This is a genomic window from Novosphingobium decolorationis (genome assembly GCF_018417475.1).
Classification (GTDB): Bacteria; Pseudomonadota; Alphaproteobacteria; order Sphingomonadales; family Sphingomonadaceae; genus Novosphingobium; species Novosphingobium decolorationis.
Genome location: NZ_CP054856.1, coordinates 1,098,934 through 1,122,962, shown reverse-complemented (window position 1 = coordinate 1,122,962; position 24,029 = coordinate 1,098,934). Strand labels below are relative to the sequence as shown.

Here is a 24,029-nt window from a genome sequence, read left to right as displayed (position 1 = left end):
ATTGTGTCTTCTCAAGAACCTTTTAGTGTCATGATCTTCAGAAAGAGACATTCGCGTTGTTGAAGGTTCTCGGGGCGGAGGTGTGGTCATGCTTTCTTTGATTTTACTTGGGCTGTCGTCAAACTTGACGGCGCCAACTTTAAGTCGCGACAAGATTCTGGAAATTGGCTCGGGCCTGGCGCAACTGCGAATAGATGGCAATGTCGCGGCAGAACTTGACCTGATACTGTCGCCCGAGGGCAAACCGTTGCGCTGCAAAATACTGCGGAGCAAGGGCAATTCGAAAATGGCCGAAGCCATTTGCCCCACTCTTATGCAGATGAAAATGTTGAAGCCTGCCGAGGCCGATGGAGGCCGCGCGTACGGCAGACTGCGCTATATATTTCAAGCAGGGACGAGACGAATTGACCTCGGGTTGAAAGCGAATCCCGATATGGAGCTATTCGTCGCAAACCTGCCCGGCGAGAATGAAAATCAACTGGATGTGCCGGTTTCGGTGTACATCGACGGCGAAGGGCGGGTCGCAGATTGCCAAGGGGCCTCGGCGCAGAGCAGTCCCTATGCCGATGTGGCCTGCCAGCAAGTACGAGGACAGGCGTTCACCAGATTGTACGATAAAGATTCTGTCCCGGTCTCGTATGTTGAGGAGTTGCTGATCCGCTTCAGCATTCAAGCACCCGATGCGCCGAATGCGGAAACTTGAGTGCATCGCGAGGCATGACGGGTCTTCACATCACGATCTGCAAAGAAGGATCGCGGCCATTCGCGGGGGACGCGCGCCGCTGACCTAGGCTGTTTGGGGAGCCCGAGGGCGATGGCCCTCGGAACTCAACCTCTTTCCGCTTTTTTTAGCCGCATTTTCAAGCAAGGCACGTGCGAGGACGCCGGCAGGGCCTTGGCCTTGCGCGCGGTGAGATTGGATTTTCCTACACCGGGGCGCCTGGGGTATTCTCTCCGTTCGCTCTGCCGTGTTGGGGCGGTCGGAAAGGTAAGGGATGCGTGGCGGTACAATTCTGCAAGGGCCGGACGGCGGGGCGGGGTGGCGCAGGGTGACAGGTGACACGATCTTCCTCTGGACAGTGTCAACTGTGTCAACCTGGGTATCGTCCCTGGGGCCGATAGGGGCGTGAAATCGGGGCGGAGCTGGCAAGATCGTGCGCGGGGGTGGCTCGCGGCTTGCTGAATCCGTCTTGCTGGCCCTATAGGCGCACCCGAACAAGGCCGCGCACTTCCCGCGCGCGGTTCGAAAGCGCCGGATCGCCCGATCTGCCGTCCGGCCATTGGAGTTTGGAAACGTTCACATGCAGGATACCGACCGCGACCTGTTGCCCGAAGGGCTTGGAGACCGTCTGCCCGCGCAGGCCCGTGCCGCACAGCATGTGCGCCGCGTGGGGCATGACGTTCTGGCCAGCCACGGCTACGCGCGCGTCGAGCCGCCGCTTCTCGAATTCGAGAAGTCGCTGGCGAGCCGCATGGCCGGTGTCCAGGCGCGCCGCATGTTCCGTTTCGTCGATCCCGCGTCGCTGCGCCTTCTTGCGCTGCGCTCGGACATCACCGCGCAAGTCGCGCGCATGGCCGCGACCAGCCTCGCCACCGCGCCGCGCCCGCTGCGCCTGTCCTATTCGGGCCCGGTCTCGACCATCAAGGGCGATGGCCTCGACCCCGCGCGCGAGCGTCTGCAGCTGGGCGCCGAGCTGGTTGGCACCGACACGGTCGCGGCGGCCGCCGAGATCGTGGAGCTGGCCATCGAGACCCTGGCGAGCGCCGGGGCGACCGGGATCTCGGTCGACTTCACGCTGCCGGATCTTGTCGACACGCTGAGCGCCGGGCCGCTGCCGCTGGACGCTGCGCAGATCGAGAAGGTGCGCGAGATGCTCGATGCCAAGGACGCAGGCGGGCTCGTCGACGTGGGCGGCGAGGGCTATCTCCCGCTGCTTTATGCGGTCGGCCCGTTCGAGAGCGCCATCGCGCAGCTGGAGTCGTTCCAGGCGGGCGGTGCGCTCGACAGCCGTATCGAGGGGCTGCGCGCCATTGCCGCGCGCGTGGGCGGCAAGGCCCGCCTCACGCTCGACCCGTCCGAGCGCCATGGCTTTGAATACCAGTCCTGGTTCGGCTTCACGATCTATGCCGAGGGCATTTCGGGCAGCCTGGGCCGGGGCGGGACCTACCAGATTCTCGGCCAGGCGGGCGAGGAGCCCGAGGCCGCGACCGGCTTCTCGCTCTATCCCGACCCGCTCATCGGCGCGCTTGCCGCCACCTCGGACGAGCCGCAAAAGCTTTTCCTCCCGTTGGGTTACGACGTGCAGGTGGCTGCCCAGCAGCGCGCCGTGGGCTGGATTACGCTGGCCGCGCTGTCGGACAGCGACGATCCCCGTGGGCTGGGCTGCTCGCACGTTCTGGAAGGGCGCGAGGCGGTCGCGCTGTAAGGGGCAGGGTGGCCTTGTGGGTAATGCAATTCCCCGCAAGGCGGCCTTCATGGCAATTCTATTGCAGATGGCGGCGTCCAAACCTTGCCCTTGGCGCCTCCTTCCCCTAGGGCGCGCCTCGGAACTTCAATTAGCAGTGAAAGCGTGAAGCGTTGGCAAACGTAACGGTGATCGGCGCCCAGTGGGGCGATGAGGGCAAGGGCAAGATCGTGGACTGGCTGGCCAGCCGGGCCGACGCGGTTGTCCGTTTCCAGGGCGGCCACAACGCCGGGCACACGCTCGTCGTGGGCGAGCAGGTCTACAAGCTGTCGCTGCTGCCTTCGGGCATCGTGACCGGCACGCTGTCGATCATCGGCAACGGTGTTGTGCTCGATCCCTGGCACCTCAAGTCCGAAATCGAGAAGCTGCGCGGCCAGGGCGTGGAGATCAACGCGGACAACTTCGCGATCGCGGACAACTGCCCGCTGATCCTGCCGGTCCACCGCGAACTTGACGGTCTGCGTGAAGCGGCGGCAGGTGCGGGCAAGATCGGCACCACCGGTCGCGGCATTGGCCCGGCTTACGAGGACAAGGTCGGCCGCCGCGCGATCCGCGTGTGCGATCTGGCGCACCTCGACGCGCTCGAGCCGCAGCTTGACCGCCTGTGCGCCCACCACGATGCGCTGCGCGCCGGCTTCGGCCAGCCGCCCATCGACCGCGAAGCGCTGCTCAAGGAACTGGCCGAGATCGCACCGTTCGTGCTGCAGTTTGCAGGGCCGACCTGGCGCCGTCTCAACAAGGTCAAGAAGGCGGGCGCCCGCGTCCTCTTCGAAGGCGCGCAGGGCGTTCTGCTCGACGTCGACCACGGCACCTACCCCTTCGTCACCAGCTCGAACACGGTGTCGGGCACGGCGGCGAGCGGTTCGGGCCTTGGCCCGTCGGCCACCGGCTTCGTGCTGGGCATCGTCAAGGCCTACACCACGCGCGTGGGGTCGGGCCCGTTCCCGACCGAACTCGACGATGAAACCGGCCAGCGTCTTGGCGAACGTGGCCATGAATTCGGCACCGTCACCGGCCGCAAGCGCCGCTGCGGCTGGTTCGACGCGGTCCTCACCCGTCAGTCCTGCGCCATCTCGGGCGTGACCGGCATTGCGCTGACCAAGCTCGACGTCCTTGACGGCTTCGAGAAGGTCAAGATCTGCACCGGCTATCGCCTTAACGGCAAGGTCCTGGACTACTTCCCGAGCCACGCCGCCGACCAGGCGAACGTCGAGCCGATCTACGAGGAAATGGACGGCTGGCAGGGCACGACCGCGGGCGCGCGCTCGTGGGCGGACCTTCCCGCGCAGGCGATCAAGTACATCCAGCGCGTGCAGGAACTGATCGAGACCCCGGTTGCGCTGGTCTCGACCAGCCCCGAGCGTGAAGACACCATCCTCGTGCGCGATCCCTTCGCGGACTGAACGCAGGCGGTGCTTTGCTCCGCATACGTGCGGACTGGCGGCCCGCTGAGGGCCTGATAGGATCGGGGCATGCGCAGGCTTGCCCCGATCCTTCTGTTTTGGGCCCTGGTTCCCGCCGCGGCGGAGGCTCCTGGGTCGTTGCCGCTGCCGGTTCTCGACTTCCTACGCGTCACCAAGTCCGCGCGCACGCTGGAACTCTGGCAAGGAGAGCCGGGGAAGGGCGGCCGTCTCGTCCACGTGATCGAGGGACTGCAGTTCGGGGACAGCCCGCAAGGCCACAAGCGCTTCGAGGGGGATGAGCGCACGCCCGAGGGCCGCTACGTCATCGACTGGGGCAATCCCAATTTGCGCTACCATCTCTCGCTCCACATCTCCTATCCCAACGCAGCCGACCGGGCCTACGCGAGGGCGCGGGGGCGTTCGCCGGGCGGGATGATCATGCTGCACGGTCAGCCCAACGGTTGGGGGGAGGGGCGTGTGCCGGGGGACTGGACCGACGGCTGTATCGCGCTCTCCAATGCTGAGATCGAGGCCTTGTGGGAGGCCGTACCCGACGGCACGCCCATCGAGATCCGTCCCTGATAAAAGGCATGATGCGCGGCTGTGCGCGCGTGCCGCGCAGGCATTTCTTTCTTTTCCGGGTTGCAAAAAGCGACATTGCTGCAATGTAAAACGCAAAACACACCCTGTTGCGGAAAAAGCTTAGGAGCCTAACTAAGCATCCATGCCTCACCGCGATTCCCTGTCCGCTGCTCTGCCAGCGCATGTCATGACACTTGCCCGTAGCTGGCGGCAGCTGGCCGATCGGGTGCTGGCCTCGCTCGAGATCTCGAATTCGACGGGCTACGCGCTGCTCCATCTCGAGCGTCGGGGGGGAGGCATGCGCCAGTCCGACCTGGCGCGTGAGATCGGTATTACCGAGGCCTCGCTGGTGCGTACCTTGCAACATCTCGAACGGGCGGGCCTTGTCTCGCGCGAAGGTGATCCCGAGGACGGTCGTGCCAAGATCCTCGACCTGACGGGCGAAGGCGCAGGCCTGGCGCGCAAGATTGATGCCCGGCTCATCGAGCTGCGCGCCGAACTGCTCGACGGGATCAGTGAAGAGGACCTCGCCACGACGGTCGAGGTTCTGGATCTCATTGCAGCCCGTATCAATGAGCGGCGCGCACGCACATGACCAACCGCTGGGGCATCAGTGCCGCGGTGTTTTCACTCAAGTGCTACATCGCTTCCATGCTGGCGACCTTCATCGCCTTCTCGATCGGGCTGGAGCGTCCCTACTGGGCGTTCCTTACTGCCTACATCGTCTCTGGCCCGTTTGCAGGCGCAGTCGTCTCGCGCGCCCTGTTCCGCCTGATCGGTACTTTCGTGGGCGCGTGCTTTGCGATCTTCATCGCGCCGCCGCTGGCGCACAGCCCTGTGCTGCTGGTCAGCGCCATGACGTGCTGGCTGGGGTTCTGCGTCTTCCTTTCGCTTCTCGACCGCAAGCCGACCTCGTACATGTTCGTGCTTTCGGGCTATACGGCGGGCCTCATCGTGTGGCCGATTGTCGATGCGCCGCAGCATGTGTTCGACGTTGCGACCCTGCGCGCGCAGGAGATCGCTATCGGCATCCTCTGCTCCGCGCTCATCCACGGCGTCGTCCTTCCAGGCTCGGTGTCGCGCGCGCTGGCAGGGCGCATGGCGGCGATTCTGAAGGACGCGGAAGTCTGGAGCCGCGACACGCTCGACCTTGAACCCGATCCGAAGATCGATATCGAGCGTCGCCGTCTTGCCCAGGACATTACCGAATTGCATCAGCAGTCGGTTCACCTTCCCTTCGAGACCACCCAACTTGCGCCGCGCGTGAAACTGGTGCGCGCGATGGAGGACAATCTCGCCCACCTCATGCCGCTGGGCGCGGCCATCGCCGATCGCATTGCCACCTTGCGTGCGCACGAGGCGCTGCCCGAGAGCACCATGGCCCTGATGGCCGATATTCGCAGCTGGATCGACACGCTGAATGACGACCTGGAAGCCATAGAGGAAACCGGCGATGCCCTGATGGTGCGCTGCTCGGAACTGGAACCCGGGATTGATGCCCAGAGCGACTGGGTGGCCTTGCTCCACATGAGCCTGGTCGCGCGGCTTGGCGAACTGGTTCGTGCCCATCTCAACTGCCGGGTGCTCAAGGCGCAGTATGTCGCGCCCTCGACGCGTCCGGTCTCTGCCCGCATTCCTGCGCTTCTCGCCGACATCGGCGAGCGCCAGCTCAATCGCGACTACGGCGGCGCGGCGCGTGCGGCAGGCGGCGCGATGCTGACGGTCGTCGTGGGCTCGCTGATCTGGCATTTCAGCGGTTGGAGCGATGGGGGCACCTTCCTGATGCTGGCCTCGGTTTTCCCGGCGCTGTTCGGGGCGATGGATAATTCCCTCCCTCCGGTCGTCGGCTTCTTCAAGGGAACGGTTCTTTCCGTCGTTATCGCAGGGGCCTATGGCTTCGCGATCCTGCCCATGCTCGACGGATTTCCCGAAATGGCGGTTTCACTGGCACCGGCGCTTCTGGTGCTGGGCGCGCTGATCGCCAATCCGAAGACGGCCGGGTTTGCACTGCCTACGATGTTGGGGCTGGGAAGTCCCTTCATCATCTCCGAGCAGTATGGCGCGGACCTGGGGCCCGGGGTGCCTGCAACCTTCGCGACCTTCCTCAATTCCCAGATGGCGACGTTCGTGGCGATCTTCTTTGCCGCAGGTATGGTCCGCATCATTCAGACAGCCGGCGTCCATCACGCCATCAAGCGCAGCTTACGCGCGGGCTGGAACGATCTGGCCGAGCGCAGCAACCGATGGGCCCGTCCCAACCTGCAAGGCTGGATCTCCCGCATGCTGGACCGCCAGGCCCAGCTCGGACCGCGGCTTAAGGCGGCAGGCAAGGCTCCGGTGGAGCCGCATTACGACATCTTGCGCGATCTGCGCGCAGGTGTCGCCGTCGGCGAGTTGCGTGCCCTGCGCCTGGATATCGACAAGACACAGCACGCGCCCCTTACGGACGTGCTGGTGGGGATGCAGGGCTATTACCGCAAGCTCACGCCCGAGGAGCCGCCCACCGACGATCCCACGCTCTTGGCCCGGATCGACGCGGCTCTTGCACGTTTTCAGGCCAATCCTGTGGAAAGCGTCCGGCGCCGCGCCGCACTGCCCCTGATCACCCTTCGTCGCACCCTTTTCGCCGACGCTCCGCCATTCACGGGCGTCTCCACCCCTCCCGGAGGAAAGCCATGAACGGAGAGTTCTCGCTTAACGGCATCTACGTGCCGTCTCTGCTGGTCTTCGGGATCATCGCGTCGCTTTGCACGATTGTCCTGATCCGGCTGTTCAACCGCTTCGGCATCTACCGCTTCGTGGCCTATCGCGCGCTGGTGGACTTCGCCCTCTACGTCATCGTCTTCGGTGCCGTGGCCTTTCTTGCTCCCCATTTCGGTTTCGCCCCATGAAAAACATACTCGCCATGATCGGCCGCAGCGCGGCCACCATCGTCATTGTCCTCATCGCGATCGTGATCGCGATCTGGATGTGGAACCATTATGAGCGCAGCCCCTGGACGCGCGACGGGCGGGTCCGGGCCGAAGTCGTGCGCGTGACCCCGGACATTTCCGGGCTCGTCACCTCGGTCGAGGTCCAGGACAACCAGAAGGTGAAGGCGGGCGACCTGCTCTTCGTGCTCGACAAGCCGCGCTATACGCTGGCGGTCGAACAGGCACAGGCCGGGGTGGCGAGCGCGCAGGCGACACTGGCGCAGGCCCGCCGGGAGGCGAACCGCGACCGCGCCCTCGGCGATCTTGTCGCCACCGAAACCCACGAGCAGAACCTGGCCCGCGTGCAGACGGCAGAGGCCGCACTCGCCGAGGCGAAGAGTGCGCTCGATGGCGCAAGGCTCAATCTGGAGCGTACGCAGGTCGTGGCTTCGGTTGATGGCACGGTGACCAACCTTGACCTGCATCCGGGCGACTACCTTGCCGCGGGCAACCAGGCGATGGCGCTGGTCGACCGCAACTCGCTGCGCATCGAGGGCTACTTCGAGGAAACCAAGCTTCCCATGATCCACATTGGCGCGCCGGTGACGGTGCATCTCATGGGCGAGGAAAAGGACCTCAAGGGCCGGGTTGAGAGCATCGCGGCGGGTATCTCGGACAGCTCGCGCGGAAACGCCAGCAACCTCCTGCCTGACGTCGAGGCGACTTTCGCCTGGGTGCGTCTGCCCCAGCGTATCCCGGTACGCGTGAAGCTGATCGACGTGCCCAAGGATGTGCGTCTCGTGCTGGGCCGCACGGCGACGGTGACGGTCGAGCAGCATGAAAAGGTCAAGGCCGAGCCGAAGAGCGAGGGGCAGTGATGCGAACGCTGCGTTCCTACGTCGCCCTTGGTGCGCTCGGGCTGGCGCTGGCTGGCTGCGCGACGGCCGGGCCCGACTATACGCCGCCCGAACACTCCGTGGCGAATACCCCGGCTGCGCAGGGCAGCTTCGATTCGGGCGACGACGACGCCTTCGCGCAGGCTGATCTGCCCGACCACTGGTGGCGGCTTTACGAGGACCCGCGTCTCGACGCGCTGGTGGAGGAAGCTCTGAGCGCCAATGCCGACCTGCGCGCGGCCGAGGAAAACGTGCTGCGCGCCGATGGCGTCGTGCGCGAGCAGGCCGGGGAATATGGTTTCGGAACCGAGCTTTCCGGCAACGTCCAGCAGGAGCGCAACTATTCGCTGCGTTCGGCCAACACCAACCTGCCTGGCGTGCTGACCGGAACCTTTGGTCTTTCGGTCACCTATCCGCTCGACCTGCACGGCAAGATCAAGCGCGGCATCGAGGCGAGCCTGGCAGACCGCGCGGCGCGCGAGGCGGCGCGTGACACGGTGCGCACGACGGTCGCGGCGGCGACCGCGCGCGCCTATGCCAATGTCTGTACGAGCAACTACCAGATCGCGACCGTAAAGAAGGTGGTGAGGCTGCAGGAAGAGACGCTCGATGCGACGAAGCGGCTCCAGAAGGGCGGGCGTGGCACCAGCTTCGATGTCAGCCGGGCGCAGACCGCGGTCGATGCGAGCCGGGCGAACCTTCCGGCACTCTATGCGCGGCGTAAAGGTGCGCTCTATCTGCTTGCGACCCTGCTCGGGAAGGCGCCTGCGGACTATCCGCGCGATGTCGAGAACTGTGCGAGCCTGCCCCGACTTTCACGCCCCTTGCCCATTGGCGATGGCGCGGCGCTGATCCGCCGCCGGCCTGATATCCGCGAGGCGGAACGTACGATTGCGGCGGACACCGCGCGTATCGGCGTGGTGACGGCGGACCTGTACCCCTCGATCAGCCTTGCGGGCGGGATCATGGCGTTCAACCAGGCGAAGAACCTGCCCAAGCAGGAATCGTTGAGCTTTGGTCTCGGTCCTTTGCTGAGCTGGAGCTGGCCCTACCAGTCCCAGGTCCGTGCCCGGATCGACCAGGCGAACTCGCAGGTGCGCGGGGATATCGCCCGTTTCGATGCGACGGTTCTGGAAGCGCTGCGCTCGGCCGAGACTTCGCTCGACGAGTACGCGCGGGGCCGTGAACGCGCGGCGGCACTGGGCAAGGCGGCGGACAGCGCCGGGGTTTCCGCGGCGCAGGCGAACAAGTTGTTCCGCTTTGGCCGCGCGGATTTTCTCTCGCTCCTGACCGCACAGCGTGAACTGGCGAGCGCGGAAGTCTCCCATGCCGCGGCCGAAGCCGCGCTGGTCGACAACCAGATCGCCGTGTTCCTGGCGCTGGGCGGTGGCTGGCAGAAGGACGCGGATGAGGAAGCCGCCGCCGCGCAGGCGGCTGCAGACGCGTCCCAGGCTCCGGGAAATTCCGAGACAAACTGACCGCTCGGGAGCGATCAGGCCTGGCTCAGAAGTCGACCGCGATACCCTTGAGTACCCAGTCGCCGTAGCGCGTGGGGGAGATGCCTTCGGGCTCTTCCCCTTCGGGTGCTGTGGTCTTGGTCTCGCCCGTGGGCTCGGGCGCAGGCTCGTTCGTCCAGTGTGCGGGCTTCACGAAGCCTTCGGGACGGGTTGTTGCGCGCTTGATCATGGAGCCCCTACTGCGACGACTGGCGGGAAAAGGCAATCGCCTGTAAGGCGCTGCGATGGATATTCCCGGTCTTCCCGCGCGCCGTGCCGCGCTTAATCTCATCGATGCCGTGCTGCGGCGGGGCGAAACGCTCGACCAGGCCGCCAGTTCGGCACTTTCGCGCGTGCGTGGCGAGCCCGACCGGGCGCTGGCCCGCGCGATCGCGGGTGAGGTGCTGCGCTGGCGCGCCGACCTCGACGAGTTGATCGACAGCGCCACGCGCATGCCGCTCGCCGATGACGCCAAGGCCCGGGCCGTGCTGGAGATCATGCTGGCGCAGGTGCTGCGTCTCGAGACGCCCGCCCACGCCGTGATCGCTACTGGCCTGCCGCTCCTGGCTGGTGGTCCGCGCCGTCTGGCACATGGGGTGTTTTCCACGCTCACCAGGCGCGGCATTTTTCTTCCGGACGTGCCCACTTTGCCCGACGCGCCGTATGAGCGTTGGGGTGGCCGTGTCGAGGGCATTGCGAAGGGGCTCGCGCTGCCGCCCCCGCTTGACATTGCCCTGCGCGATGCGTCCGAGACGCAGAACTGGGCCGAGAAGCTGGGCGGAACCTCGCTCATGCCTGGGCACGTGCGGCTGGGACGTGGCACCCCTGTGACCGAGCTTGCCGGATTCGGTGAGGGTGCCTGGTGGGTGCAGGACCTTGCGGCGAGCCTGCCTGCGCGCCTTCTCGGGCCTGGTGGCGTGGGGCGCCGTGCGCTCGACCTATGCGCGGCTCCCGGGGGCAAGACCATGCAGCTGGCTGCGGCTGGCTGGGACGTGACCGCGCTCGACATTGCCGGACGTCGTCTCGAACGCCTGAGGGCGAATCTGGAACGCACGAACCTTGGTGCCGAGGTTGTTCAGGCCGACGCTTTGAAATGGGAGCCCGAGGCGCCGTTCGACGCAATCCTGCTCGACGCACCGTGCACCGCAACCGGAACTTGCCGCCGTCACCCCGAAGTGCTGCACCGCATCGGCCCGCGCCAGATCGACGAGATGGCCGAGATTCAGGCAAAGCTGCTTGCCCGCGCCGCCGAGTGGCTCGCGCCGGGCGGGGTGCTGGTCTATGCTGTCTGCTCGCTGGAGGAGGCCGAAGGCGAAGCGCAGGCGCGCGCGCTCGAAGGACTCCAGCCCGAAGCGATTACGCAGGCGGAACTTCCCGATGGTCTGGCGCCGACAGAAGAAGGCTGGCTGCGCACCGATCCCGGCATGCTGGCCGGGCAGGGGGGGCTCGACGGCTTCTTCATCGCGCGCTGGCGCAAGGTGTAGAAGAGATCATTTATCAAGGGGCCATCGCCCCTTGACCCCAGAACTGGCGACCTCACCTTTGTCAGCCCATGTCGTGGGCGGGCGGTGAGGGCACGCCTCGGATCATTCTAGAGGGGCTTCGCCCCTCAATTTTCCGGATAACAGCCTTTCCCACCTCCGCCAGCACCGCGCGAGCACACTGTGCTAGACAGTTTGGGGTGCCCGAGGGCGATGGCCCTCGGAATCACCCTTTCACCGGTGTTCTTTTCAGCCCACGAGGGCGCGGCGGCGGCGCACCATCAGGGCAAGGCCGCCCAGGCCAAGGCCGAAGAGCAGCAGCATGCCCGGCTCGGGTACATCGGTTCCGCCCGAGGTGCTGCCGCCCGAGGTCGAGCCGCTGTGGGGATCGCCGCTGGGGTCCCAGCCACCTGCGAAGGTGCCCACGTGCATCTCGCCGTCCTGGTCGAGGCTGCCGAAGACGGCCGAACCCTCGATGTAGTTGCCCGTGCGCGCGTTCGCGTGCGGAGCGAGGACCGAGCCTTTCCACGCGGTCGAGAGGGTCAGTTCCTCGGCCTCGGGGAAGTTCCAGATCACGTTCTCGCCAAGGCCGCTCGCATCGCCGAGGAAGTTGTCGTTGAGCGTGATCGACTTGCCCGAGACATTGACGATGACGGTGTCCGCGCCGCCGGTGTCGAACGAAATCTCACCCACGCTGTCGAGCTGTGCCGCGGTGATGTTGAAGACGGCCGTACCGTCGGCTCCGGGCGTTGCCGTGAAGGTCGCGCGGTTGCCGTTGATCGCGACCGTGTTGGTCGCCGCCATCTGACCCAGCGTATAGGAAAGTTCCTGGGTGGAGGTGGAAATCAGGCTCTTTTGCTGGGTGAGGTTCTGGATGAAGGCGGGATCGCTGGCGCCAAGGCCCGCCTGCACCACGTTACTGTTCACGTTGGTGTTGCTGATCGATCCGCCGACCAGCACCGTCTGCGTGCCGCCATTGAGGTTGAACCCGCTCGCTACGTTGCCGCCGACAATGGCGCCCGATCCGTTGTTGAGGTTCTTGATGTTGCCGGTGACATCGCCAACGACGGTCAGCCCCGAAACGCCGTTCGAATTGTCGACGCTGCCCGAAATCTGGTAGTTCGAGGACGATCCGGTGAGGTTTCCTCCGACCCAGGTCTTGCCTTCGACTTCCGAGGTGGAATCGAGGTCGCCCAGGACTACCAGGTTCCAGGTTCGCAGAATGTCGAGCCCCGAGACCATCGGGATCGAGTCGGCAAGAACGGCCGAAGGGGCGAGGGCTGCGGCCAGGGTGGCCACGCCAAGGGCAATCTTGCGAATATCGGTCATGGAGTAAGGAAAACCTGGGTTAACGGCGGATGCCGGACTTTCGGTTCGCTTACTAGGACTTGGCAATTGTATAAAGGTTAATTGAAGGACTGTCCCGTCCAAGGACAGTCCTTCGTGCACGGTAGGCGTCAGGCCTTTTCGCTTTTTACGGCGTTCTGGAAACTCTTGCGAAGTTTCATCAGCTTGGGCGGAATCACGGCCATGCAGTAGGGATTGCGCTGGCCTTCGCCTTCCCAGTACTCCTGGTGATAGTCCTCGGCCGGGTACCAGGTCGCGGGCCCCTCGATGGAGGTCACCACCGGAGCCGTGTTGGCCTCGCCCGCACGTGCGATCGCGGCCTTGGCTTCGGCGCGTTGCGCATCGTCGAGGGGGAAGATCGCCGAGCGGTACTGCGTGCCCACGTCATTGCCCTGGCGGTTGAGCTGCGTCGGATCGTGCGTGCCCAGGAACACGTCGAGGATCTGGGCATAGGAGATGGCGGCCGGATCGTACGTCAGGCGCACGCCTTCGGCATGGCCGGTCGCGCCCGTGCATACCTCCTTGTAGGTCGGGTTCTCGGTGGTGCCGCCGATATAGCCGCTCTCGACTTCGGTGACGCCGATGACGTCGCGGAATACCGCTTCGGTGCACCAGAAGCATCCGCCTGCCACGATGGCTGTTTCCATGATCTGTCCTGTCCTTGTGATCGGGGGGGTACCCTGTGCAGATAGGGATCGAAACCGTGCTTGTCATTGGCCGGGCGGACACTAGGTTCGCGCTTCAGGGAATTAGCGCGTGGACACTCCCTTCCGGATGGAGCCCGCGCCCTGCCTAGGAGGATACCGATGCGCCGTTTCATGCTTGCTCTTTCCACCTGTCTTGGGCTGATCGCGGCCCCGGTCACGGCTGATGCGGCCGAGGATGGCGCCGAAGTCGTCTCGTGCAATGGCTGCGAGGCGCTGCTCGAACTTGCGGCCGCCACCCCAGCCCGCAAGGACGACCGCGCCCGCGATGTCTACCGCCACCCCGTGGAAACCCTTAAGTTCATGGGCGTTGCGCCCGACATGAAGGTCGGCGAATACGCACCGGGCGGCGGCTGGTATTCGCGCATGCTGGCCCCCTACCTTGCCGAGGAGGGGCATCTGACCGGCCTCTACTTCAACCCGGACGTGGTGCCCTTCGATGGAAGCAAGCTCGCCGAATCGGCTGCGGCTTTTCCGGGCAAGGTCGTCGAATGGACCGGCGTCGATCCCGATTCGGTCTCGGGCATGACGCTGAAGGACATTCCCGATGCCGAGAAGGGCTCGTACGACCGCATCGTCCTCTTCCGCATGCTGCACAACATGATGAACTGGAACATCGCGGATTCCGAAATCAAGGCCATGCGCACGCTCCTCAAGGACGATGGCCTGCTGGGCGTTGTCCAGCACCGCGCCAAGGCCGATGCGCCCTTCAGCTATACCAATGGCAGCAAGGGTTACCTGCGCCAGGCCGATGTCGTGCGGCTGATGGAGCTTAACGGCTTCGAGCTCGTCGCCAGCTCGGAGATCAATGCCAACGCCAAGGACCCCGCCAACTGGGAAGGCGGCGTGTGGACGCTGCCGCCGCAGTTCGCGCTCAAGGAGCAGGATAAGGCCAAGTATGCGGCCATCGGTGAAAGCGACCGCATGACGCTTCTTTTCCGCAAGCGGGACTGATATCGGCCCGGCCCATGAGCACCATCACCGTCGCCGCACTCCAGCTTCCCCTCGGCTCGCAGGTCGAGGCCGAGAACATCGCCGCTGTCTCCGCGCTCGTCGAGGAGGCAGCGGGCAAGGGCGCGCAGCTGATCCTGCCACCCGAACTGTTCTCGGGCCCCTACTTCTGCAAGACCGAAGAGGAAGAGCTTTTCGCATTGGCGCGTCCGACCGAGGCTCATCCTTCCGTCATCGCCATGCGTGAGCTGGCGGCGAAGTGGAAGGTGACGATTCCCACCAGCTTCTTCGAGAAGGACGGGCACCACTACTACAACACGCTCGCGGTGATCGGACCGGACGGCGCGATCATGGGGACCTACCGCAAGAGCCATATTCCCGACGGGCCGGGCTACGAGGAGAAGTACTACTTCCGCCCGGGCAACGACGGGTTCAAGGTCTGGGACGTTCCGGTGAACGGCGAGGTCGTGCGCGTGGGCGTGGGGGTGTGCTGGGACCAGTGGTATCCCGAATGCGCGCGCGTCATGGCACTGATGGGCGCCGAGCTTCTGCTCTACCCCACAGCCATTGGTTCCGAGCCCTACGACGCCACGCTCGACACCAGTCGCATGTGGCGTCGCGCAATGATCGGTCACTCGGTCTCCAACTGCATGCCGGTGATTGCCGCCAACCGCATTGGCGTCGAAACTGAGTGCGGGACCGAGCAGACCTTCTACGGCCACTCCTTCATTTCCGACGAATGGGGGGATTACGTCACCGAATTCGGTAAGCAAGAGACGGGCGTGCTGGTGGCAACGCTTGATCTTGCACGTGCGGCGAAGCACCGCGCAGGGATGGGCTTTTTCCGGGATCGCCGCCCCCAGCTTTATGGCCGCATCGCGCAGGACGTCTGAGAGCGTGACCGGCACGGCGGGGCATGGCGTGGCTCGGGATGAGGAGGGCGCCTATCTCGTCGCGCTGGGGTCGAACATGCGCCACCCGCGCATCGGCTCGCCGCGCCGGGTCCTTACGCGCGCGCTGGATCTGATCGGGGAGGAGATCGGCGAAGTCACGGCGATTTCGCCGTTCCTTGAGACACCCCCGGTCGGCCCCTCGCGCCGACGCTACCTCAACGCGGCCGCCATCGTCGAGACTGGGCAGGCTCCCTTGGCCGTGATGCGGGCACTTCTCGCGATCGAGGCGCGGCTGGGGCGAAAGCGCCTCGGCCAGGACTGGCAATCGCGCGTCCTTGACCTTGATATCGTGCTGTGGAGCGCGGGCCCCTGGGCCGAGGATGACGGACACACCAGTCTCGTCCTGCCCCACCCCGTCTTCCGCCAACGCGATTTCGTCCTCGCCCCGGCACGCACCATAGCGGGCACCTGGCGGGATCCTCTGACAGGTTTGTCGATCAACCAGTTACACACGCGCTTGACCAAGCCCCGACATGCCCCTAGGTGAGCCTCCACCAGATCCGCAAAGCGGCGTCGGGGGCCCTTAGCTCAGTCGGTAGAGCAACTGACTTTTAATCAGTAGGTCGCTGGTTCGAACCCAGCAGGGCTCACCACCTTTTCCAAACAATGTCCAGGAATTGCCCGGGGGGCGAAGACCAAGTAGTCGCTTCGCGGTTGCCGAAGGTGGCAGGCAGGGTTGCACCGTGCCGAACTGCGTGCCTCCGCCTCAGTTACATGTGTCCCCTGGCGTCAGGGGCGAGCGATGTTGTTGCCGGCAGCTGTCGCGCGCAGCGGGAAGGCCGTTGGTGTGCTGGGTATCTGGAAGGGGAGCGGGGAAAGTGCCTCGCAGCTGGCGCGCATCTCGTCCATGTGCTCGTGGATGGTGCGTACCAGGAGCGCGATCTGCGCATCATCGGCCTGACGCAAAGCCGTCTCGGCACCCGCGGCAAGGGACTGCAGGTGCGTTGCGCCGAGCGTGTCGGCGCTCCCTTTCAGTTTGAAGAGCCGGCGGGCGAAGTGCAGGGTGGCCTCATCTTCCTCCATGTCCGCGTACTTGCGCGGTTCTACAAGGTCCTCGAACTGGTCAAGCAACTTGGCGACAAGGGTGATGAACAGCTCGCGATTGCCACACAGGCGCTGGTGCGACAACTCGTTGTCGATGCCTTTGATTTCGGGCCAGGGAGCATCTTTTTCAGGGGATGTTTCCGGGGGAGGTACCGGACGGCGGCGACCCGAACGATAGACGAAGCGCGCCCGGCCTGAATCTTTCGCTTCGGAGAGGGCCTGCGCAGCACGTTCGCCTAGGTCACGGCCTATGGCCTCGACCGTGGTTTCGGTGTCGATGTCGCTGGATGGCTCCAGGCAGGCAAGGCCCAGGCTGACGGTGACATGGTCTGCGACCTGGGAGCGCAGGTGCGGGAGCGCGGCGTCCTCCAGAGTTGTCAGGATCGTCTGTGCCACCTCCATGCCCCCGGCCGCAGGGGTGTGAGGCAGGATCAGGGCCAGTTCCTCCCCGCCAATGCGCGCCACTGCGTCCGCGGGACGGCGCGCGCAGGTTTGCAGGAGCTGCGCGACCTTGCACAGGCACTCGTCACCCGCACCATGGCCATATTGGTCGTTGAAGAGCTTGAAATCATCGAGGTCGACGAGGATCAGGCTGAGCGGTTCGCGGCTTCGCCGAGCGCGGGCCAGCTCGTTGTGCAGCACCTCGTCATAGCGGCGTCGGTTGATGAGCCCGGTCAGCGGATCGGTCAGGTTGAGCAACTCAAGCTCGCGGGTCAGGCGGGCCAGTTCCAACTGCGTTTTCACGCGGGCGCGCAGAACCGCTCCGCGGGGTGGCTTGGAGATGAAGTCCACGGCGCCGCTTTCCAGACCTTCGATCTCGAAGCTTTCCCCGGTCTGGGCCGTGAGGAAGATGATCGGCACGTGGGCAAGCCGCGCGTCGCTGTGCAGCGCACGGCACAGGTCAATCCCGTGGGTGCCGGGCAACTCGGTGTCCAGCAGGATCAGGTCGGGCACGCGCCGTGCGATCTGCTTCATCGCCTCACTTGCGTTCGCGGCTACGCGCGGCCGCGTCAGTGGGGCGAGCTGTTCGATGAGAATCTGGGTCATGATGGGATCGCCATCAATGGTGAGAATGTCGTGCTCCATCCCATACCCCTTTTGCCGTGCCGGGAAGGCCATGAGGGTAAATGCCAAATTAAAACGGCGGCCTAGGGGGAAGGTAGGTGTAACCTCTCGTATCGGCGTCAACCGACTTTGCCTCGGCGCGAGGCGACGAGGCTGTCAGGCTGGCGTTGCCATCGCCATCGCCATCGCGGGGCCATGCGCAGCTAGGCCAGAATGCTGACCGCTTCGCGAACGACGGAGGAGGTCTGTATACTCTCCAGTGCGCCTTTGATGCGTATGGATTCGTTTGCGTGTTCCGCGCTCATGCGGTCGATCTGCTGGAATATCCGGCCGGTGTCGGGGTCCCGGATGTCAACGACGTAGTCCTGCTGCTCGAAGTGCTCGGCGAGGTCGGTGTACTTGCTGGCCCAGCCCAGGATTACGGCCGGAACCCCGCTCCTGTAGGCAAACACCACCGAGTGGTAGCGCGATGCAACGACGTATTTGAACCGGCTGATGATCTCGATCAGGGTCGGGCTCGAGTGTTCTCCGCTTATGATCTTTATGTGCTCGGGCTTGCAGACCTTGCCGAGCACACTGTTCACAAGGTTTGTGTCGGCGGTGGACGTGTTGATGATGTAGACATTCTCTCCGTTATCGATGAGCCGGTCGAGGATCTTCGCATAGAGATCGAGGACGGCGTCTGGATCGCCGATCCGGAAGACGTTCTGGTTGATGATGAAGCCGACGGAATCTTCAGGGGGGAGATCGAACGGTTTGGCTGCCAGGGACGTATGGATGTCATTTGCTGTCGGGAAGATCTTTTCGCGGATGACCATATCCTGCGACAAGGCGACGTTCGTGAGGCCAAGCGATGTGAGGCAGTCGTACCCCTCCTTTTCGCGCGCGTAGATCTTGAGGCAGTATTCCAGTTCGTCCTTGATCCGGGCTAGGAACTCGGAATTGTCCTCATCGGCCCAGTCGAAGGGGCCGAAGCTTTGCGGCATCAGGATGATCTTCTTGTTATAGGACCGGGCTATCCGGATCGTCTGGAGCAGCAGTTCTCCGGCCTGTTTGCTCCAGCCGGAGCCGAGCGTGTAGCCGCTGGCATCGAAGATGGCGTCAGCTTCGCGCAGCGCCTTTTCCATGGCGGGGACCTTGCCGTTCCACTTGTCGCTCTTTTTCCAGAGGCCGACCGAATAGGTCAGGAGCGATTCCAGGGGCAGGATCTTATTGAGGTGATACTTGAATACACGGCGGGTGTAGTCGTCGTAGGGCAGCATGTTGAAGGTGTATTGTTCCGGGTGATCATACTTGTTGGCAAACCCCACGACCTCGCAGTCGGGATAGAGGGAGCGAAGGGTGTAATACAGCGAGAGAAACATGGCCTGGGAGCCCTTGTTTCGCATTTGTATGCCGGTGATCACGAATTTTCTCATCGCTGTTGCCCTCTCCCGCTGTGTCCGCATTCAGTGATCCCGGAGTAGGGGGCGGCCTTGGCGGTCCTGCCATTCGTTTCCCGGGAAGATGTTTCGATCACAGCGTGTCATGAATATGTGTCTGCACATGTATCGTGCCGTCTTGGCGGGAGCCTTCGCAGGGTCTGCGATATCAGGGCGTGCGCCGGGGTACATCTGCATAAAGGGGATTAGCACGTTATCGACATCGCATATGCCGATAGGCGCGGGGCCCGAGCGCGAAGGACCGGGCGACCCACACGTGGAGGGGGATGCCGAGCCCCTCAGCGTAGACATTCGCATGCCCACCTCATGCCGTGGGGCCATACCAGTGGCGAAGGGATTGGCCGCTGATCCGCTCCAGGGCCTCGATCGAGGGACTGTAATAGTCGTTGAGGCGCTTGCGCAGATCCTCTGTCAGTGGCGGGTACTGGACCTTGCGGGCAATCAGACCCCGCAGGGATTCGAAGGCGGACGTGCCGCGCAAGGGCCGGGCGAGGGGCTTCATCCAGGCAAGGCGCCTTCGCAGGATGGGCGGGACGAGCGGGGCCGTCTTGTCCTTGACCTTCCCTCCGCCATCGCGGGCGAGAGCGCGTGATGGCAAGCCCAGGTGGGAGCGAACAAGGGCCATCTGCGCGTCGGGATCGCTCATGACGCCTTCGAAGAACAGGACCAGAAGCCGCTCCTCACCGAAGAGCTCGATATAGGGCTTCAGGTGCGCGGCGAAGTTCCCCGAACCCAGGAGTTGCATGTTCTCGCTGGTCGCAGGATCGAGGTAGGACGTGATGTCCGAGCCGACCTCTCCGCGCCGGAACAGCATGCAGTAGCCCGAGTAGGCGCGTTCGACCGGATTGCGCAGTTGGGCAACCAGCTTCACGTGCGGAAGGTGGCGATGCAGACGGGCCGCTGCCTCGGGAGAATAGAGGTACGAGTTGGACTTTTCGCCAACGGTCCGGCCCGCCGGGTCCGTGTCGAACTGGGAGAGGTACCAGTCCTGACCGCGCGCGTATTCCCGCGAGAAGTAATGAAGTTCCGGGTCCGGCATATGGACACCCGGATCGGACTGCAGTTGCTTCTGGAGCCAGGTGGTCGCCGATTTGGCGGCTCCAATGATGACGAAGTCGATGTCATTGAACTGCATGGGCGGACAAGGCCTTCTGGTTGATGCACTGCCACGGCCGGCAACGTGAACGGTTGTCGGTGCGACTTAGGTACAAGTTGGGCGTGTAGCCTCGCAATTACCTCTTAGGTTGAGCGCTGCGTAAAAAGGGGCATGTCGGAGGTGGCCTTGTGGCTCTTCCGGTCAGTGCCAGGCCTCACTTGTGGAAGATGCGCTCGTGGAAGAAGCGCCGGTAGGGGTAGCGCTCCAGCGCGCGGTAGACACCTTCGGTCAGCAGCAGCGTCAGCGGGATCGTGCAGGCGAGGAAGAGTGCGATCGAGACGAGCCAGTCCGATGTGAACAGGCCAGCTTTCACGAATACCGTGCGCAGCCCGTAATAGGTGTAGGGATGGCAGATGTAGAGGCTGTAGCTGACCGTGCCGAGATAGGATGAGAAGCGGTTTGCCAGAAGGCGTGAGGTCAGGCTGTTCGGGCTGATCGCCAGGTAGAAGTAGGCGACCGTGGCAAGAAAAACGGCATAGGTACGCGGGTCCGAGAGATCGCCGTGCCCGAAGGTATAGTGCCGCACCGAGGCCAGGATAAGGCATGCGGCGAAGGCCAGGATCTCGAGCCAGGGGCGCAGGCGCAGCGGCGGCCAGACCTGGCGTTCGTGGAGCAGGCGTACCGCGATCCCACCGAGGAAGAACGCCATGGCGGGATAGCGCCACAGGAACACCAGCGAAATGGCCGCGAGGGCCAGCGTGAGGCTCTTGTTCCCGGTGCGAACGCCGGTGTGCACGATGAGGCAGCAAAGCGTGTAGAAGACGACTTCGTAGCTCAGGCTCCACGCGTTGGGCGTCAATTGCTCGGTGTGGGTAAGCAGGTTGATCATCAGCAGCGCAGGCACGATCGAGCGCCAGTCGTTGAGCGCGGGATAGGCGTTGGTGAGGGCGTTCGCGCAAATGAACACGAGCGAGAAGGCGAGGAACAGCGGGTAGAGCCGCAGCAGGCGGCGCAGGGCGAACTCGCGCGGGGAATAACGCATGACACTGGGTAGAATGACGAAGCCGCTGATCACGAAGAACAACCACACGCCCCAGCGTCCGAAGTTCCAGGGCGCGTACGTCAGGCCAAGATAGGCCGGAACGTTGGCGTAGACGTGCTCGCCCACGCCGCCGAGCATATGGGCGAGGAAGACCATGAACGCGGCCACGCCGCGAAGGGCATGGACGGTGGTGTTGAAGGTCCGCTCCTGAACGTGCGGGCGCTCGGGCGCGGCCGCGTTCTGAGCCGTGCGCGGGGCAAGGCGGTCGGGAGCCGTCGGGGCGAGGGTGTCGAGCCGGTCGAGCATGGGCGAAAGGGCCTGGTGATCCTGTTCTGGCTCCCAAGATGGTCGAGGGCAGATGGCAAGAGCGGGGACTTGCCGATGCCGGATACCGCGGGGACGCAGGCCGAGCGTCGCGGGGAAGGCGGCCCGGGTCAATTGCCCTGAATTGCCGCGATGTGCCTCGAAAGATGGAGCGAAAAGGCATGGACGGGGTGACTTCGGGGAGCCCCTGAAAGGCCATGGACCACCCCCTTTGCGCCCTTGTTCCGGCGAGGGCGCAAGGGCAGCGTGGAGGTCGTGCGTCAAGGTTGGCGCGCCTGTCCGCGTGCATGTCCACGCACATGTCCCCCTGGCCCCTGAAAGGAGTGTCTTCGTGGCAACCCCTGTCCGGCTTTACTCTTCCGCTAGTGGTCCGAGCCCGAGGAGCCTCCCTTGTGCGGCGTGGCAGGTGCAGGGGTGACCCGGCTGAGGGGGGCGGCCCTGCGCTCCGAACTCGTGCTGGCTCTGCGCTTCGGTCTTGTCGGGCTTGCCAATACGGCGATCGGCTATGGCCTGATTCTGGCCTGGCTCCTTGCGGGCGTCGGTGACTATGGCGCCAACGTTCTGGGCTTCGCGTTGGGCTTTCCGATCTCCTATGCGCTGCACCACAGGCTTACCTATCGACGCCGGGAGGCGATGAGCCGCCAGGCTCTGCGGGCCTATGCACTCGCCTTTGCGGCGTCCTATGGCGTCAATCTGGGGGTCGTGGCCGCGGGGCGGGCGCTGGGTCATGTGGGCAGTCCGCTGGTGCAGGGACTGGCCGTCCTGGCCTATGCCGCCTGCCTGTTCGTTCTCACTCGCTGCCTTGTTTTCCGTTCTTCACAAGCGAGACGACCTGCGGAAAGTTGAGCTGGCTCTCGACGATCGGCTTGATCTCGGTCTTGGCCTGCAGGAACAGGCGGCCCACGTATTCGCCCAGGATCCCCATGAAGATCGCGTTGATCGCGATCGACATCAGGAGGAGGATCGTGGTGGTGGCAAAGCCGTCCGGCCAGGACTGGCCGAAGATGAGCCGCCCGACCAGGTAGACGAAGGTCAAGAGGAGGCTGAGCAGGCCGATCACCAGCCCTGCAATCGAGGCCAGGCGCAGCGGCAGCAGCGAATGGTTGAGCACCCCATCGACCGCGAGCGAGAGCATCGACTTGAGAGGGAACTTGCTCTCCCCCTCGGTGCGGCCCATGCGGTCGTACTCGAGCCCGACCTGGGAAAAGCCCATCGCGCTGATGAGCCCGCGCAAGTAGGGCGAGGCATCGGTGACCTTCTGGAGTTCAACCAGGATGCGCCGGTCGACGAGGCGGAATTCGCCCACGTTGACGGGGAGTTCGTCCTCGCTGATGAACGACACGAAGCGGTAGTAGAGGCGCCGCAGCGAGGCGATCACGAACCCGTCCTGCAAGGTGCGCCGGATACCGTAGACGACCTGGTGCCCGATGCGCCAGAGTTGCAGCATCTTGGGGATCAGTTCGGGCGGGTCCTGCAGATCGCAGTCGAGCTGGATCGCGCAGGCCCCGCTGGCCGCCTGATAGGCCGTCAGCAGTGAGCGCTGGTAGCCGTAGTTGCGCGAGAAGCGGATCACCTTGAGCGCGGGATCCTTTGCTGCCAGTTCTTCCAGCAGCGGGAAGGTCCGGTCGGTCGAGTGGTTGTCGGTGACGATGATCTCGTAGTCATAGTCGGGCAGCTGGCGGAAGACCTTGACGATGGTTTCGTAGCAGCGAACGACGTTACCTTCCTCGTTGTAGGCCGGAACCAGGACCGAGACCAGCGTCCGGGGCGTGCAGGTGGACCCGGTGATGCCAGGGCCGGTCACGACCAGGTCTCGGCTAGATGGGCCTTGGCAAGATGGTTCTGGGCAAGATGGTTCTGGGCGAGGCGTGCGGCGCGTGCGCGGCGCTCGGATGCGATGGTTTGCACAAGGCCTTCCTCCAGCCCGATCGCACAGCGCCAGCCAAGACGATGCCAGGCAAGTTCCGGGCAGGTGCGAAGTTCCGTCACAGGACGTCGCGAGGCTCCACTGTCCAGTCGCACGAAGTCCGCGGGGGCGCCGATCAGGGCGCGCAACGTCTCGAGCACGTCGGCCATGCGCGGGGCATGGCCCGATCCGATATTGATGACAGGGCAGTTGGCGGGCACGATGTCGGCGATCCGCATCAGGCCCGCAACGGCATCCTCGACGTGCATCAGATCGCGGCGGTCGTCTGGTGCGCTCAGGGTAATCGGGCGCTCGTCGAGGAAGGCGTCGATCGCCTCGGCAAGGAGAAATGCGCGTGATTGGCTTGGGCCGTAGCACAAGGCGAGCCGGGCCGTGACGACGGGGAAGGGCAGGCTGGCAGCCAGCACGTCGAGGGCGGCGGTCAAAGCGAGCATGCCCGCGCCATAGGGCGTGGCCGGGCGGACGGGGCCGTCTTCACGGCTGGGCACGTCTGTCGGGCCATATTCGGCCAACGTTCCCGCGCGGACAACGATCCGGGGCGGGACGGGCAGGCCGGCGAGGGCCTCTACAAGGGGCAGCGTGGTCGTGAGGCTGGAGTGTATCGCGGAGTCGACCGCCTCGATGGGGGATGCCGCCCGAGGCCGTGTATCCGCGGCAAGATGATAGACGTGGGTGGGCGAAACCTCCTTGAGGCAGGCCTCGAGGGCGGTGCGGTCGCTCAGGTCGATCCTGTGCAGCGTGATCCGGTCCAGCACGGGTGCCAGCCGTTCGAGCCGGGTCGAGGGCCGCACGAGAGCGTGGACCTGCGCCCCGCGTTCAAGGAGGCTCCGCACCAGGTGCGCGCCGACGAAGCCGGCGGCACCTGTCACGAATGAGACACTGGGAAGCACGCAATCCTC

General features: G+C 64.5%; 23 protein-coding genes and 1 tRNA gene. 15 read left to right on the top strand and 9 right to left on the bottom strand.

Going from position 1 to position 24,029, the window contains the following annotated elements; genetic code table 11:
- Positions 1–88: 88 nt before the first annotated feature.
- The 9 genes from HT578_RS05095 to HT578_RS05055 all read left to right on the top strand — a co-directional run bounded on the left by HT578_RS05095 (position 89) and on the right by HT578_RS05055 (position 9,736).
- Positions 89–703 (top strand): hypothetical protein, encoded by a 615-nt coding sequence (locus tag HT578_RS05095; RefSeq protein WP_213502425.1) that lies wholly within the window; start codon positions 89–91, stop codon positions 701–703.
- Positions 704–1,301: 598 nt separating this feature from the next.
- On the top strand, positions 1,302–2,426 hold the full coding sequence (locus tag HT578_RS05090) for an ATP phosphoribosyltransferase regulatory subunit (protein WP_213502424.1): 1,125 nt from the start codon (positions 1,302–1,304) through the stop codon (positions 2,424–2,426).
- A 152-nt stretch (positions 2,427–2,578) separates the two neighbouring features.
- A complete protein-coding gene (locus HT578_RS05085; RefSeq protein ID WP_213502423.1) occupies positions 2,579–3,868 on the top strand; it encodes an adenylosuccinate synthase in 1,290 nt (429 codons plus the stop codon).
- A 138-nt stretch (positions 3,869–4,006) separates the two neighbouring features.
- Positions 4,007–4,450 (top strand): L,D-transpeptidase family protein, encoded by a 444-nt coding sequence (locus HT578_RS05080; protein ID WP_338422168.1) that lies wholly within the window; start codon positions 4,007–4,009, stop codon positions 4,448–4,450.
- A gap of 187 nt (positions 4,451–4,637) precedes the next feature.
- A complete protein-coding gene (locus HT578_RS05075) occupies positions 4,638–5,045 on the top strand; it encodes a MarR family winged helix-turn-helix transcriptional regulator (protein ID WP_239026490.1) in 408 nt (135 codons plus the stop codon).
- Positions 5,042–7,129, top strand: coding sequence for an FUSC family protein (locus HT578_RS05070; RefSeq protein WP_213502421.1), 2,088 nt, complete (start codon positions 5,042–5,044; stop codon positions 7,127–7,129). The genes HT578_RS05075 and HT578_RS05070 overlap by 4 nt, the downstream gene beginning before the upstream one ends.
- Positions 7,126–7,341, top strand: a complete 216-nt coding sequence (locus tag HT578_RS05065) for a DUF1656 domain-containing protein (RefSeq protein WP_039392694.1) — start codon at positions 7,126–7,128, stop codon at positions 7,339–7,341. Before HT578_RS05070 ends, HT578_RS05065 begins: the two co-directional genes overlap by 4 nt.
- Positions 7,338–8,240: an efflux RND transporter periplasmic adaptor subunit gene (locus tag HT578_RS05060; RefSeq protein WP_213502420.1), complete on the top strand. Its 903-nt coding sequence runs from the start codon at positions 7,338–7,340 to the stop codon at positions 8,238–8,240. Before HT578_RS05065 ends, HT578_RS05060 begins: the two co-directional genes overlap by 4 nt.
- Positions 8,240–9,736 carry a TolC family protein gene (locus HT578_RS05055; protein WP_213502419.1) on the top strand — a complete coding sequence of 499 codons (1,497 nt, stop codon included), beginning with the start codon at positions 8,240–8,242 and terminating at the stop codon, positions 9,734–9,736. Before HT578_RS05060 ends, HT578_RS05055 begins: the two co-directional genes overlap by 1 nt.
- 25 nt (positions 9,737–9,761) lie before the next feature.
- Here HT578_RS05055 and HT578_RS05050 read toward each other — a convergent pair whose 3' ends face one another.
- Complete coding sequence (locus tag HT578_RS05050; protein WP_213502418.1) at positions 9,762–9,944, bottom strand: DUF1674 domain-containing protein; 183 nt, start codon at positions 9,942–9,944, stop codon at positions 9,762–9,764.
- Between the two features lie 55 nt (positions 9,945–9,999).
- Here HT578_RS05050 and HT578_RS05045 point away from each other — a divergent pair, with 55 nt between their 5' ends.
- Positions 10,000–11,238 (top strand): RsmB/NOP family class I SAM-dependent RNA methyltransferase, encoded by a 1,239-nt coding sequence (locus tag HT578_RS05045; protein ID WP_213502417.1) that lies wholly within the window; start codon positions 10,000–10,002, stop codon positions 11,236–11,238.
- Between the two features lie 246 nt (positions 11,239–11,484).
- On the opposite strand, the gene HT578_RS05040 is transcribed toward HT578_RS05045, so the two are convergent.
- Entirely contained in the window at positions 11,485–12,564 is a 1,080-nt protein-coding gene (locus HT578_RS05040; RefSeq protein ID WP_213502416.1) for a choice-of-anchor A family protein, read from the bottom strand.
- Between the two features lie 128 nt (positions 12,565–12,692).
- Positions 12,693–13,229: a peptide-methionine (S)-S-oxide reductase MsrA gene (msrA, locus tag HT578_RS05035; RefSeq protein ID WP_213502415.1), complete on the bottom strand. Its 537-nt coding sequence runs from the start codon at positions 13,227–13,229 to the stop codon at positions 12,693–12,695.
- 159 nt (positions 13,230–13,388) lie between these two features.
- Between msrA and HT578_RS05030 the strand changes: the two genes are divergently transcribed.
- The 4 genes from HT578_RS05030 (at position 13,389) to HT578_RS05015 (ending at position 15,783) form a co-directional block, all read left to right on the top strand.
- Positions 13,389–14,240: a class I SAM-dependent methyltransferase gene (locus tag HT578_RS05030; protein ID WP_213502414.1), complete on the top strand. Its 852-nt coding sequence runs from the start codon at positions 13,389–13,391 to the stop codon at positions 14,238–14,240.
- Positions 14,241–14,254: 14 nt separating this feature from the next.
- Positions 14,255–15,130 carry an N-carbamoylputrescine amidase gene (gene aguB / locus HT578_RS05025; protein WP_213502413.1) on the top strand — a complete coding sequence of 292 codons (876 nt, stop codon included), beginning with the start codon at positions 14,255–14,257 and terminating at the stop codon, positions 15,128–15,130.
- Between the two features lie 4 nt (positions 15,131–15,134).
- Positions 15,135–15,677, top strand: a complete 543-nt coding sequence (gene folK, locus HT578_RS05020; RefSeq protein ID WP_239026489.1) for a 2-amino-4-hydroxy-6-hydroxymethyldihydropteridine diphosphokinase — start codon at positions 15,135–15,137, stop codon at positions 15,675–15,677.
- Positions 15,678–15,707: 30 nt separating this feature from the next.
- A tRNA-Lys gene (locus HT578_RS05015) sits at positions 15,708–15,783 on the top strand.
- A 136-nt stretch (positions 15,784–15,919) separates the two neighbouring features.
- Here HT578_RS05015 and HT578_RS05010 read toward each other — a convergent pair.
- The 4 genes from HT578_RS05010 to HT578_RS04995 all read right to left on the bottom strand — a co-directional run bounded on the left by HT578_RS05010 (position 15,920) and on the right by HT578_RS04995 (position 21,185).
- A complete protein-coding gene (locus tag HT578_RS05010) occupies positions 15,920–17,320 on the bottom strand; it encodes a diguanylate cyclase domain-containing protein (protein ID WP_213502411.1) in 1,401 nt (466 codons plus the stop codon).
- 182 nt (positions 17,321–17,502) lie between these two features.
- The gene (locus HT578_RS05005) at positions 17,503–18,717 is read right to left on the bottom strand and encodes a polysaccharide pyruvyl transferase family protein (RefSeq protein WP_213502410.1); all 1,215 of its coding nucleotides are present in this window, start codon (positions 18,715–18,717) and stop codon (positions 17,503–17,505) included.
- Between the two features lie 328 nt (positions 18,718–19,045).
- Positions 19,046–19,876, bottom strand: coding sequence for a sulfotransferase family protein (locus HT578_RS05000; protein ID WP_213502409.1), 831 nt, complete (start codon positions 19,874–19,876; stop codon positions 19,046–19,048).
- Between the two features lie 175 nt (positions 19,877–20,051).
- Complete coding sequence (locus tag HT578_RS04995) at positions 20,052–21,185, bottom strand: acyltransferase family protein (RefSeq protein ID WP_213502408.1); 1,134 nt, start codon at positions 21,183–21,185, stop codon at positions 20,052–20,054.
- A gap of 432 nt (positions 21,186–21,617) precedes the next feature.
- On the opposite strand from HT578_RS04995, the gene HT578_RS04990 reads away from it, so the two are divergent.
- Positions 21,618–22,049 carry a GtrA family protein gene (locus tag HT578_RS04990; protein WP_213502407.1) on the top strand — a complete coding sequence of 144 codons (432 nt, stop codon included), beginning with the start codon at positions 21,618–21,620 and terminating at the stop codon, positions 22,047–22,049.
- On the opposite strand, the gene HT578_RS04985 is transcribed toward HT578_RS04990, so the two are convergent.
- Positions 21,994–23,007: a glycosyltransferase family 2 protein gene (locus tag HT578_RS04985; RefSeq protein WP_239026488.1), complete on the bottom strand. Its 1,014-nt coding sequence runs from the start codon at positions 23,005–23,007 to the stop codon at positions 21,994–21,996. The genes HT578_RS04990 and HT578_RS04985 overlap by 56 nt on opposite strands.
- Positions 23,004–24,020 (bottom strand): NAD-dependent epimerase/dehydratase family protein, encoded by a 1,017-nt coding sequence (locus tag HT578_RS04980; protein WP_213502406.1) that lies wholly within the window; start codon positions 24,018–24,020, stop codon positions 23,004–23,006. The genes HT578_RS04985 and HT578_RS04980 overlap by 4 nt, the downstream gene beginning before the upstream one ends.
- Positions 24,021–24,029 lie beyond the last annotated feature (9 nt).